11 protein-coding genes are annotated in these 12293 nt (G+C 70.9%); 6 read left to right on the top strand and 5 right to left on the bottom strand.

The window, feature by feature from the left end; genetic code table 11:
• Positions 1–356 precede the first annotated feature (356 nt).
• Together HUW46_RS00295 and HUW46_RS00300 are read left to right on the top strand one after the other, a co-directional pair.
• The gene (locus HUW46_RS00295) at positions 357–689 is read left to right on the top strand and encodes a hypothetical protein (protein WP_215545329.1); all 333 of its coding nucleotides are present in this window, start codon (positions 357–359) and stop codon (positions 687–689) included.
• Positions 686–1741, top strand: a complete 1056-nt coding sequence (locus HUW46_RS00300) for a 3-oxoacyl-[acyl-carrier-protein] synthase III C-terminal domain-containing protein (protein ID WP_215545330.1) — start codon at positions 686–688, stop codon at positions 1739–1741. Before HUW46_RS00295 ends, HUW46_RS00300 begins: the two co-directional genes overlap by 4 nt.
• 52 nt (positions 1742–1793) lie before the next feature.
• Here the strand turns inward: HUW46_RS00300 and HUW46_RS00305 are convergent, their stop codons facing one another.
• Positions 1794–2075, bottom strand: coding sequence for a helix-turn-helix domain-containing protein (locus tag HUW46_RS00305; protein ID WP_215545331.1), 282 nt, complete (start codon positions 2073–2075; stop codon positions 1794–1796).
• A gap of 203 nt (positions 2076–2278) precedes the next feature.
• Here HUW46_RS00305 and msrA point away from each other — a divergent pair, with 203 nt between their 5' ends.
• The 3 genes from msrA (at position 2279) to HUW46_RS00320 (ending at position 7275) form a co-directional block, all read left to right on the top strand.
• Complete coding sequence (gene msrA, locus HUW46_RS00310; RefSeq protein WP_215545332.1) at positions 2279–2797, top strand: peptide-methionine (S)-S-oxide reductase MsrA; 519 nt, start codon at positions 2279–2281, stop codon at positions 2795–2797.
• A 128-nt stretch (positions 2798–2925) separates the two neighbouring features.
• On the top strand, positions 2926–4962 hold the full coding sequence (locus HUW46_RS00315) for a DHA2 family efflux MFS transporter permease subunit (RefSeq protein WP_215545333.1): 2037 nt from the start codon (positions 2926–2928) through the stop codon (positions 4960–4962).
• A 120-nt stretch (positions 4963–5082) separates the two neighbouring features.
• Positions 5083–7275 carry an alpha-N-acetylglucosaminidase gene (locus HUW46_RS00320; RefSeq protein ID WP_215545334.1) on the top strand — a complete coding sequence of 731 codons (2193 nt, stop codon included), beginning with the start codon at positions 5083–5085 and terminating at the stop codon, positions 7273–7275.
• A 46-nt stretch (positions 7276–7321) separates the two neighbouring features.
• Here the strand turns inward: HUW46_RS00320 and HUW46_RS00325 are convergent, their stop codons facing one another.
• From HUW46_RS00325 to HUW46_RS00340, 4 genes are all read right to left on the bottom strand, one after another.
• Positions 7322–8803: a pyridoxal phosphate-dependent decarboxylase family protein gene (locus tag HUW46_RS00325; protein WP_215545335.1), complete on the bottom strand. Its 1482-nt coding sequence runs from the start codon at positions 8801–8803 to the stop codon at positions 7322–7324.
• 147 nt (positions 8804–8950) lie between these two features.
• The gene (locus tag HUW46_RS00330; RefSeq protein WP_215545336.1) at positions 8951–10441 is read right to left on the bottom strand and encodes an MFS transporter; all 1491 of its coding nucleotides are present in this window, start codon (positions 10439–10441) and stop codon (positions 8951–8953) included.
• A 113-nt stretch (positions 10442–10554) separates the two neighbouring features.
• Positions 10555–11181 carry a 5,6-dimethylbenzimidazole synthase gene (gene bluB / locus HUW46_RS00335; RefSeq protein ID WP_215545337.1) on the bottom strand — a complete coding sequence of 209 codons (627 nt, stop codon included), beginning with the start codon at positions 11179–11181 and terminating at the stop codon, positions 10555–10557.
• Positions 11178–11654, bottom strand: a complete 477-nt coding sequence (locus tag HUW46_RS00340) for a DoxX family protein (RefSeq protein ID WP_215545338.1) — start codon at positions 11652–11654, stop codon at positions 11178–11180. The genes bluB and HUW46_RS00340 overlap by 4 nt, the downstream gene beginning before the upstream one ends.
• A gap of 93 nt (positions 11655–11747) precedes the next feature.
• Between HUW46_RS00340 and HUW46_RS00345 the strand changes: the two genes are divergently transcribed.
• Entirely contained in the window at positions 11748–12293 is a 546-nt protein-coding gene (locus HUW46_RS00345; RefSeq protein WP_215545339.1) for a TetR/AcrR family transcriptional regulator, read from the top strand.

Raw genomic sequence — 12293 nt, forward strand, 5'->3', positions numbered from 1 at the left:
GCCGGGTGACCACGATCGGTGAACTCCGGTACCCGGTCGCACCAACGACGTCACACTACGGCGGGTAGTCGACGCCAACAACTGTCCATTGTGCACCAGTCGAGCACTCCGCTGAAATCCGAGTTATATTCAGGAAAGTTAAACAACGGTCAAGACATATCAGACCGGTTCTGTCACTGTAAGTAGCGGGTGCGGTGTCGAGTTCCATGATCGTCGCGGTACTTTTCCGCACGTCCCCGCGAGCCTCAACGACGTGGCCGCTCGGCGGGACCGGGCATCCGGTTCCCGCTGTCTTCCCACCCCCAAACGGTCAGCCGCGCCCATGCGCGCGTCGCTGGCGCCTTGGAGAGATCTGCTTGAAAGACACCACACCGCCGGCCTTCGCGGCACCGTTCGTGCCCGCCCAGCCGACGGCACGGAGCCTGTCCCGCACGCACCGCACCACCGCGTTCTCGCAGCGGTTGCTCGTGCACTGGGACCCCGAGACCGGCTGGGCGCACCTGGCCGTCGCGGAACCGGGCGGCGCGAACCCTCGGTTCGCCGGATTCCACCGCTTTCCCAGCGGTGACACCGATTCGGTGCTGGCCGCGCTCACCGAAGCGGGCTGGGACGCTGGACAGCCCACCGAACTCGAAGACGGCATGCTGGGCGTCCGGGCCCGCCCCGGGCGCGAACGGGAGGGCCGATGAGATTCGACGACCTCCACCTCACCGGGATCGGCTGCCACCTCGGATCGCTGACCCCGGTCTCGGGCCCCGTGACCGCGGGAACGTACACACCGGAAGAAGCCGCGAAAACGGGCCAGCTCTCGACCTCGGTCGCCGACCGGCACGGCCCCGATCTCGCGGTGAGCGCGGCGCGGGAAGCGCTGCGCCACGCCGACGCCGTCTCCGGCGAGACCGTCCGCCCGTCGCTTTCCCTGCACGCCGGGATCTACTACGCCGGGATCGACTTCTGGCACGCCGCCTCCTACGTGCGCGACCAGCTCGGCATCGGGCCGTGGGCGGGGCTGGCACTGGAAATCGGCGCGATGAGCAACAGCATGGTCGCGGGCCTCGACCTCGCCGCCAGCGTGCTCAGCGGCCGCCCCGACCACGAAGACGTGCTCCTCACCGCGGGCGACCGCTTCGGCGATCCCGGTTTTCCGCACTGGAGCACCGATATCGGCATCGTTTACGGCGACGCGGGCAGCGCGATCGTGGTATCGCGGCGGCCGGGGTTCGCGCGGCTGCTGTCCGTGGCGTCCTTTTCCGACCCGTCGCTGGAAGGCCTGCAACGCGGCGCCGAACCGTTCCGATCGGTCAGTTCCGCCGCGCGCACCCCGATCGACATCCGGCTCCGCAAGCGCCAATGGCTCGAAGACCGGGGTACCGACTACGTGCACACGCGCAACAGCGACGCGGTGACCACCGTGGTGAAGACGGCGCTGACCGACGCGGGCCTCGATCTCCCCGACCTGGCCAAGATCTGCGCCCCGCACTACGGGCGCCACCTGGTGCGCAGCCAGATCCTGCGCCCGCTCGGCATCGCCGAGGAGCAGACCATGACCGGGCTCGGCCTCCGGCTCGGGCATCTCGGTGCCAGCGACCAGATCGTCGCGCTGCACCACCTGATGCGCACCGGCGAGGCGCGCCGAGGCGATCACGTGCTCCTGCTCGGGGTGGGGGTCGGGATGACCTGGACCGCCGCCGTCCTGCGCATCGAACGGGAGATCCCGCCGCCGGGCGGAATCGGGCGCTGACGGCGTCCCGCCCGGCAGGACGTGCCACGACGCGCGTCCTGCCGGGCGGAGGTCAGTCCCGTTCCGCCGCGAGCGCGGCGCTGGCCGCGCGCCAGCGGGCTTCCCATGCCCGCTCATCGCCGCCGCAGGCACGGACGAACGCCGTCGTCACGGCCAGGGTCGGCAGCTTCTTCCCGCCCGTGGCCTCGGACAACGTGCCCGCGGCGTAGTGCGCGCGCCGGGCGAGCTCGCGGAACGTCGGCGTCCCGGCGTCCACCCGCAGCCGCCGCAGCTCCGCCGCGAACCGCGTCACCGCACCGCCATCCTCGTCCAGCGGACGTTCCCGGCGCCCCATCGCGAACCCCCTCGATCCGCGCCGATTGTTCGGCAGTGCCCCGGCCGGCGTCCAGCGCGGGCGCCCGAACAACCCGAACGCACTACACCATCGGCCGTACGCCGTAAGGCATCGGCAACATCCCATCCGGTGGAAGACCGCGGGACCCGGGGATATCGTGGTGTCAAGAGCCCATCCGAGGTCTGTCGCAAAGGAGCCGCGGTATGTCCACCCCGTCCGAAAAGCCAGTCGAGAAGGCGATCCTCGCCGGTGGCTGCTTCTGGGGGATGCAGGACCTGTTCCGCCGTCAGCCGGGAGTGGTCTCGACGCGCGTCGGCTACACGGGTGGCACCGTGGCGAACGCCACCTACCGGAACCACGAAGGCCACGCCGAGGCCATCGAAGTGCTTTACGACCCGGCGGAGACGGACTTCCGGGCGCTGCTGGAGTTCTTCTTCCAGGTGCACGACCCGAGCACGAAGGACCGCCAGGGCAACGACATCGGCACCAGCTACCGGTCGGCGATCTTCTACACCACCGACGAGCAGAAGAAAGTCGCCGAAGAGACCATCGCCGAGGTCGACGCCTCCGGCCTGTGGCCGGGCAAGGTGGTCACCGAGGTCGTCCCCGCGGGCGACTTCTGGGAGGCGGAGCCGGAGCACCAGGACTACCTGCTGCGGATCCCGCACGGCTACACCTGCCACTTCCCCCGGCCGGACTGGAAACTGCCCGCCCGCCACTGACCGCGGCGATTCCGGCCGGATTTCCCGTATTCCGACAACGATCTCGCGCACCACGGTCGGGTGACGCGGAGAGCCGGAACCGCTGCCACGCCCTAATCTCGCGTCGACTTCGACGGGGAGGGTGCGCCATGGCAGAGGGCAAATCGACCGCGCGGCCACGCGAACTGGGCAGGGGCGCGCGCAACCTGGTCGTCGCCGCGATCATGCTCGGCATGCTGCTGTCCGCGCTCGACCAGACGATCGTGGCCACGGCGCTGCCGACGATCGTCGGCGATCTCGGCGGCGGTTCGCACCTGTCCTGGGTGGTCACCGCGTACCTGCTCGCCGAGACCATCATGACCGCGCTGATCGGGAAGTTCGGCGATCTGTTCGGCCGCAAGAAGGCGTTCATCGCGAGCGTGGCGCTGTTCCTGGTCGGCTCGTTCTTCGCGGGATGGGCCGACCAGATGGGCACCCTCATCGCGTTCCGCGCGGTGCAGGGCCTCGGCGGCGGCGGGCTGATGGTCACCGCCGCCGCGGTGATCGCCGACGTGGTACCCCTGCGGGAACGCGGCAAGTACCAGGGTTTCATCGGCGCGGTGTTCGGCATCTCGACCGTGGTCGGGCCGTTGCTCGGCGGGCTGTTCGTCGACCACCTGAGCTGGCGCTGGGCGTTCTACGTCAACATCCCGCTCGGGATTCTCGTGCTCGTGATCGCCGCGATCGCGCTCCCCCGGGTCGTTTCGACGGCGAAACCCCGTATCGACTACCTCGGCATCATCCTGATCGCGCTGGCCGCCAGCGGGCTCACCCTGGTCACCAGCTGGGGCGGGACCGAGTACCCGTGGGGTTCGCCGACGATCCTGCTGATGGCCGCCGCCTCGGTCGTGCTGCTGATCGCGTTCGTACTGGTGGAACAGCGCGCCGCGGAGCCGATGCTGCCGATGCGGCTGTTCCGCGGGCGGGTGTTCAGCGTGTCGGGCATCCTCAGCTTCCTGGTCGGGTTCGCCATGCTCGGCGGGATCACCTACCTGCCGACCTACCTGCAGTACGTCCGCGGCGAGACCGCGACGCAGTCGGGGCTGTGGATGCTGCCGCTCGTGGCGGGACTGATGGCCGCCGCACTGGCCACCGGCACCGTGATCAGCAGGACCGGCCGCTACCGGCTCTTCCCGATCGCCGGCTCGGTGCTGATGGTGGCGGGGCTCCTGCTGATGTCGCTGCTCGACGCCGATACCAGCTACTGGCTGATGAGCCTCTACATGATCGTGCTCGGCGCCGGGGTCGGGCTCATCATGCAGGTGCCGGTGATCGTCGTGCAGAGCACCGCGGACTACGCGGACCTCGGCGTCGCCACCTCGGGCGTGAGCTTCCTGCGCACGCTGGGGAGTTCGTTCGGGGTGGCGCTGTTCGGCACGATCTACTCGGGCAACCTGCCGGACAAGCTCGCCGCCGCGCTCGCCCGGAACCCGCTACCGCCCGGGGTCGATCCGCGCGTGGCGCAGAGCCCGCAGGCATTGCACGCGCTGCCCGCGTCGCTGCGCACCCCGATCATCGGGGCCTATGTGGACACTCTCCACCTGATGTTCCTATACGCCGCGCCCGTCGGTGTGCTGGCGCTCGTGGTCGCGCTGTTCCTGAAGGAGGTTCCGCTACGGGACACTTCGCGCGCGGCGGCCTCGGGGAACAGCGGGGTCGGCGAAAGCTTCGCGGTGCCCGCGTCGAGCGATTCGGAGCAGGAGCTGGAAAAGCTCATCGCGACCATGATGGGACGGCTCAAATCCGACCCTGGCAACGAAATCCTCGCCAGGACCGGGCTGACGATCACGATCGCGCAGGCGTGGCTGCTCCAGCACGTCTACCGCACTTCGGTGGACGACGGCGACGCGACCATGCAGGAGATCGCCGAACTGACCGACGTGCCGGCCGGGATCTTCGAACCGACCGCGCAGCAGCTCGTCGGCCTCGGCCTCCTCGTCGAAACCGATGGCCACTACCGGTTCACGACCGAAGGCAGCGAGGTGTTCACCCAGCTCGTCGCGGGCTGGCGCGACTGGCTGCTCGATCAGCTCGCGGACTGGCGGGAACCGCGGCAGCGGGAATTCACCGAAGCCGTCGACGCGATGGCGAGGCGGATCACCGACACCGGCCGTTCCCTGGGCGTCGGCCGCCACGCGATGCTGTGATCAATGCTCGAAGTTGATTCGTTCTCTGCGCTTTCAAGCACGTCCAGTCGGATTGGCTCTTGACCCGGCGCGCGACCGCCGCATAGGTTCAGACCACTGTCACCGACCGGACGGGGTGCCATGAGGACGCGTCTGCTAGCACTGACCTGCGCGGCGGTGACCGCGCTCGGCACCGTCACGGTCACCGGCGCCGCGGCCGGGACCGATGCCGCGGGCGCCTTCGACACGGCGGCCGCGCGGGCGAGCCTGCACCGCGTCCTGCCCGGCGCCGACCGCCAGTTCCGCCTTCGCGCGCTTCCCCCGCAGGAAACGGGCGACCACTTCGAAATCTCCGGTCACGCCGGTGCGATCACCGTCGCCGCCACCTCCCCCGCGACGCTGCTCGCCGGGGCTGGCTGGTACCTGGAGCACGTGGCCGGTGTCGACATCTCGTTGCCGGGACAAAGCGTTTCGCGGTTGCCCGGCGTGCTGCCCGCGCCGCCGGGCGTGATCCGGCAGGCGGCCTCGGTGGCGAACCGGTTCGCGCTCAACGACACCGACGAGGGCTACTCCGGTCCCTATCGCGATTTCGCCTCGTACGAACGGGAAATCGACGTGCTCGCGTTGCACGGCGTCAACGAGGTGTTCGTGGAAACGGGCACGGACGCGGTCTACTACGAAGCGCTGCGCTCGTTCGGCTACACGCGCTCGGAGCTGCTGTCCTGGATTCCCGGCCCCGCGCACCAGCCGTGGTGGCTGCTGCAGAACATGTCCTCGTTCGGCGGCCCGGTCCCCGAGCGCCTCGTCCTCGACCGCGCCGCGCTCGGCAAGCGGCTCGTCGACCGGCTCCACGACCTCGGCATGACACCGGTGCTGCCGGGTTACTTCGGCACCGTGCCACCGCGTTTCACCGAGAAGAATCCATCGGCGCGGGTGGTGCCGCAGGGCGACTGGGGCGGGTTCACCCGGCCGGACTGGCTCGATCCGCGCAATCCGGTGTTCGCCAGGCTCGCCGCGGAGTTCTACCGCTGGCAGGCACGGCTGGTCGGCACCGGCTCGATGGTGAAGATGGACCTGCTGCACGAAGGCGGCCAGGCCGGTGACGTACCGGTCGCCGACGCCGCGCGGGCCGTGTTCGCCGCGATGGACCGGGCCCGTCCCGGCGCGACCTGGGTGCTGCTCGGCTGGCAGAGCAACCCGAAGCCGGAGATCATCGACGCGGTACCCGACCGGAAACGACTGTTCATCGTGGACGGACTGTCCGATCGCTACAACGACCTCGACCGCGAAAAGACCTGGAAGGGCACTCCCTACGCGTTCGGCACGATCCCGAACTTCGGCGGGCACACCACGATCGGCGCCAACACCGGCGTGTGGTCAAGCCGGTTCGACCAGTGGCGGTCCAAACCGGACAGTGCGCTGGCCGGGATCGCCTACCTGCCGGAGGGCACCGGGACCGATCCCGTCGCGTTCGAGATGTTCACCGATCTCGCGTGGCACGACGGGCCGCTGGACCAGGCGGCGTGGTTCGCCGGGTACGCGGCGCGGCGGTACGGCTGCGCCGACCCGCACGCCACCGCGGCGTGGGACGCGTTACGGCGCGGGCCGTACAGCATGCCGTCGGGCAAGTGGAGCGAAGCGCAGGACGGGTTGTTCACCGCGCGGCCCAGCCTGACCGCGACCAAAGCCGCCGCGTACTCGCCGGAGGAGATGCGGTACGACCCGGCCACGGTGAAGACCGCGCTCGCGGAACTGCTCGCCGTGGCACCGTCCTGCCGCACCACCGACGCCTACCGGTACGACCTGGTGAACACCGCGCGGCAGGTGCTCGCCAACGCGAGCCGGGATCTGCTGCCCCGGCTGAAATCCGCCTACGACCGCAAGGACCTGCCCGGGTTCCGCGCGCTGGCCGGGCAGTGGCGCGGCGATCTCGCCCTGCTGGACTCCTTGCTCGGCAGCGACCCGCGGTTCCTGATCGGACCGTGGCTCGACGCCGCGAAGTCCAGCGCGCGCGGAGACGCGCAACGCGCCCGGTTCGAGTACGACGCGCGCTCGATCATCACCACCTGGGGCGACCGCGCCGCGAGCGACGACGGCAACCTGCACGACTACGCCAACCGCGAGCTTTCCGGTCTGGTGCGCGACTTCTACGCGATGCGCTGGAACACCTACCTCGACTCGCTGGACAAGGCACTCGTCACCGGCGGCCAACCCGCGCCGATCGACTGGTACGCACTGGAAGACGGCTGGAACCGGGCGCGGCGGTCGTACCCGGTCACCGCCACCGGCGATCCCCACCAGCTCGCCACGCAGGTGGCGAACCTCCCGTCCTAGCGCGCCTTCTAGCGGCCCGATGAAACGAGTCCTATCGGGACGGGTCCTAACGGGACAGTTCGGCTTCGGCGCGGATGTCGAGCAGGAGCTTGTCGATGTCGGCCTGGGTGGTCGTCGGGTTGAGCAGGGTGAGCTTGAGGTACGTGGCGGGCCGCCCTGACCGGTCCGGCATCGTGGTGCGCCCGACCACGGCCGTCCCCGACGCCAGCAACGCGCGCCGCAGCCGTGCGTTGGCCTGGTCGGGATCCGTGCCCGCGGGCGGGAGGAAGCGGAACACCACGGTGCTCAGCGTCGGTTCGGCGCGCAGTTCCAGCCCCGGGTCGGCGCCGATCTCCGCCGCCGCGTACCGCGCGAGGTCGTGGCAGCGGTCCACCAGCGCGCCGAGGCCGCGCCTGCCGAACGCCCGCAACGTCACCGCGATCTTGGCGGCGTCGGCGCGCCGGGTGGTCCGCAGGGACAGGCCGAGCCTGCTGCGGTACCCGGCCGCCTCGTCGTCGGCGGGGTTGAGGTAGGCGACCGTGCGGTCGAGCGTGCGGAACCCGGCGCGGTCGCGGCTGAGGAACACCCCGGCCGCGACCGGCTGCCAGCCCAGCTTGTGCAGGTCCAGCCCGACCGAATCGGACCGGCCGATCCCGGCGAGCAGCGGCGCGAGCCGGTCGGAGAACAGTGCGCCGCCACCGTAGGCCGCGTCGACGTGGAACCAGACCCGGTGCGCGTAGGTCAGTTCGGCGATCGCCCCCAGTGGATCGATCGCGCCGAGGTCGGTGGTGCCCGCGGTGGCCACCACGGCGAGCGGGACCTCGCCGCGCTCGCGCACCCGCATCAGTTCGACGCACAGCGCGTCCGGACGCATCCGGTCGGCTTCGTCGACCGCGACCGGCAGCACCGCGTCCTCACCCAGCCCGAGCAGCCCGGCCGATCGCGCGACCGAAAAGTGCGCGACCGAAGAGCACAGGATGCGCAGCTTGCCGGTCAGCTCGGCCGGAATCCCGGTGCGGGAGACCTCCGCACCGGTGATGGCACGCACGATCCGGTCACGGGCCAGCAGCAACCCCATCAGGTTCGACTCGGTGCCGCCCGTGGTCACGGCCCCGCCAGCGGTTCCGGCGTCGTACCCGGTGAGCCCGGCCAGTGCCGCGACCAGGCGGTCTTCCAGCGCGCTCGCGGCGGGTGCCTGGTCCCACGAGTCCAGCGAAGGGTTCAGCGCGGAGACCGCGGTGTCGGCGGCGACCGCGACCGCGAGCGGCGGGCAGTGCAGGTGCGCGGCGCACGCCGGATCGGCCGGATCGGCCGCCCCTTCGGCCAGCCTCGTGACGATCTCGGTCAGCGCGTGGTCCGGCCCTGCCCCGGTTTCCGGGAGCAGCGCGCCGAATCCGGCCGCCCACGCCCGTGCCAGCGCGTCCGGTTCCCCGGCCGGGATCGGCCCGCCCCTGGCCCGCACACCCTCGCCGACGGCGTCGAGCGTGGTCTTCAAGTAGCCTGCCAGCGCGGCCCTTCCCGTAGTCGTGCCCGCGAAGATGGGATCCATTTCCACCTACCTCCCGCTCGAGACGCCGTGATCGACACCGACGCTACGGGAGCGCGGGGCGCGGCCGCGAAAAGGAAGTGTCAAGGACACGCGCGCGGGCGAAAAGGCTTCGACAACAACGAAATCACCGCCGCCCGGCATGCGCCGTCATGACCGGATCGACGCCGATTCGCCCGCTGTGTCCGATGTGGACGGTTCTGGTGCGTCGTCGCCGGAACGCGGGCCGCGGAGGATGCCCCATCCCACGAGTGCCGCCGACGCCAGGGTGAGCGCGAGACCGGCGTAGGTGATCGCCTCGCGGAACCCGGCGGCCTGCCGCGCGCTCCACGCGGCCGTGGTCAGCGCGCCGGGGACGACCACCGCCAGGATGGTGCCGCTCAGCGCGATGCCGACCCCGGTGGTGACCTCGCTGGCGGTGTCGATGAGCGCGGCTCCGATGGTGGTGCGGTTCGCGGGCAAACCGCGCATCACGTTGGTGCCCGCCACCACGCCGACCACGCGCATGCCCGCCGCGACGAGCGCGAGCGCGACGGCAATCCAGGCGTAGCCGAACCTGCCGAACGCGGTGTAGACGGCGAGCCCGCACACGACCGCGCCCGCGCTGAGCCAGGCGGCCTTGACCGGGCTGACGCGGTCGAGCAGCGGGCCGATCACGGCGCCGCCCGCGATCAGGACGACGACCTGCGGCAGCATCCCGAGTGCCGCTTGCGCGGGCGCCCAGCCCAGCCCGAGCTGCAGGTGCAGTGTCGCGAGGTAGCTGAGCCCGGCGGTGGCCAGTCCCGCCGCGGCCTTGAGCGCGAGGCCACTGGACACGAGCGGGCGGGCGATGAGCTTCAGGTCGAGCAGCGGGTGCCGGATTGCCTTCTCCCGCAAGACGAAACCGGTTCCCGCGGCGACCGCGGCCGCGGTCGCCGCCCACGGCAGAGCCGAAGCGGCGCCCGCTTCGACGAAGAACGTGGGCGCGAGCAGTGCGAAGACGATCGTCGCGGTGCCCAGTACGGCGCCGGCCACGTCGACCGGATCGCGGTGCAGGTCGGCGGGGTCGTCGGCGGGAATGCCCGCGCGGATGCCGAGGAACGCGAGCGCGGCGACCGGCGCGTTCGCCAGCAGCAGCACCTGCCACGGCGCGACCGCGAGCACGAGCCCGCCCGCCGTGGGACCGACGGCGAGGCCGACCATGCCCACCGTCGAGATCAGCGTGATCGCGCGCGTGCGCAGCCGGTCGTCGTCGAACAGGCGGAACGCGAGGGCCATCGAGCCCGGTGTGGTCATCGCGGCCGCGACACCCATGAGCGCCCGGACTGCGATGAGCTGCCACGCGGCCGTGACGAACACCGTCGCGAAGCTCGCGGCGCCGAGCAGCACGAGCCCGAAGAGCATGACCTTGCGCCTGCCCGCCCGGTCGGCCAGCGCACCGAGCACCAGCATCAGCCCGCCGAACACGACGGAGTACACCCCGGTCACCCATTGCAGGGTGGTCGTGGAGGTGGCGAGCTCGCGGCCGATGGTCGGCAGCGCGACGTTGAGGATCGAATTGTCGAGCATCTCGAACAGGAACACGGCCGAGAGCCCGGCGAGCGCCTGCCAGGCCGCGCCGAGCGACCGAGGAGCACGGGATGTGTGGACGGGGGAACGCATGGCACCACTCCTTCGCGATGAAGGAGTGACGGATCGTTCGATACCGCGTGTGCGCGCGCCCTGCCGGGCGCGTTTCTACCCCGATGGGCCGATGCTACAACATCGGTTCCACGTCACCAGCGTTCTGTGTGCAGGACCTCGTCGAGCGCCATCCTGGACCGCCAGCCCGCGCGTTCCAGGTCCGGCACCTCGGCCAGCCGCTCGACGGGACCGACGCACAGCCACGCCACCGGCCGCACGTGCGCGGGGATGCCGAGCAGCTCGCGCACGAACTCCTCGCGGTAGAAGCTGACCCAGCCGACGCCGAGGCCCTCCGCGGTGGCGGTGAGCCACAGGTTCTGGATCGCCAGGCACACCGAGTACAGCCCGGCGTCGGCGATCGCGTGCCTGCCGAGCACCGCCGGTGCGCCGCGGGCGGGATCGTAAGTGACCACAATGGACAGTGGAGCATCGAGAACGCCCTCGATCTTGATGCCGTCGAACACCTTCGCCGCGGCCCCGCTCAGCGAGCCCGCGAACCGGGCGCGTTCGGCCTGCACGTGACCGTGGAAGGCACGCCGCGTCCCGCCGTCCTCGACGAGGACGAAGTCCCACGGCTGGCTCAGCCCGACGCTCGGCGCCTGGTGCGCCGCGGTGAGCACCCGCCGCAGCACCTCGGGATCCACCGGCTCGCCGGTGAACTCGGACCGGACGTCGCGGCGCTTGCCCACGACCTCGTACAGGAACTCCGCAGCCGTCATGCCGGGGATTGTCCCGTGCGCCCGGCGCGGACCCGGAGGTGGTGCACCACGACGGCGAGCGTTGCGGCGACGAACACCACCTGCATCGCCGTACGGGGCACGAGCTGGTCCTCGAACGGGATCGCCCGCCCGTCCAGTGCCTTGACGACGTTCGCCGGGAACATGACCACGAGCAGCGCGCCGAGGCAGCCCGCCGCCCACGGCGCGGTGCGCCGCCACAGCAGTCCCGCCGCCCCGGCCAGCTCCAGCAGCCCGGTCAGGGTGACCAGGAAACCGGGCGCGGGCAGAGCCGCCGGGACCATGCTGATCAGTTCTTCGCGCATGCCAACGAAATGCGCGACCCCGGTGGCCACGAACATCGCGGCGAGGCCGCCGCGCACCGCGACGGGCCACGGTCTCAGCGCGCGGACACCCGCCGCGCCCGCACCGAGCAGGACGAGGGTGACCACCACGAGAATCACGAGCGGAGCCATCGGAAAATCCCTTCACCAGTAAATCTAGGCAGTGACAAGATTGGGTGGCCGAGTGCATCTTGTCAATGACTAGATTCTGGTTAGAGTGGGGCCATGCCGTACCACCACGGAGACCTCCGGCGCGCTGTGCTCGACGCCGCGGTCGCGGCCATCACCGAGCACGGCGCGGCCGGGATCAGCCTGCGCGACCTGGCGCGCCGGGCCGGGGTGTCCCATGCCGCGCCGGTGCACCACTTCGGAGACAAGGCGGGTCTGCTCACCGCGCTCGCCGCCGAGGGCTACGAAATGCTGGCCGCGGCGCTCGCCGAAACGCGGGAACGCACCGGGGACTTCGTCGAAGCGGGGGTCACCTACGTCCGTTTCGCGCTCGGCCACCACGCGCACTTCGCGGTCATGTTCTCCCCCGGCCTCTTCCGCGCCGACGATCCCGCGGTCGTCTCGGCGCAGGAACGGACCTACGAACTGCTCGTCAGCGGGGCACGGGCGGTCCGAGGCGAACCGGGGGTCGCCGAAATCGCCGCGTGGTCGCTCGTGCACGGGTTCGCGACGCTGTGGCTGACCGGCGCGCTGCCGCCCGGGGCCGCCGAGGACCCCGAGCGGTCAGCGCGCGCGATCGCCAGGATCCTCACCGGATCCTGA

The sequence above is a fragment of the Amycolatopsis sp. CA-230715 genome, from assembly GCF_018736145.1.
Taxonomy (GTDB): Bacteria; Actinomycetota; Actinomycetes; order Mycobacteriales; family Pseudonocardiaceae; genus Amycolatopsis.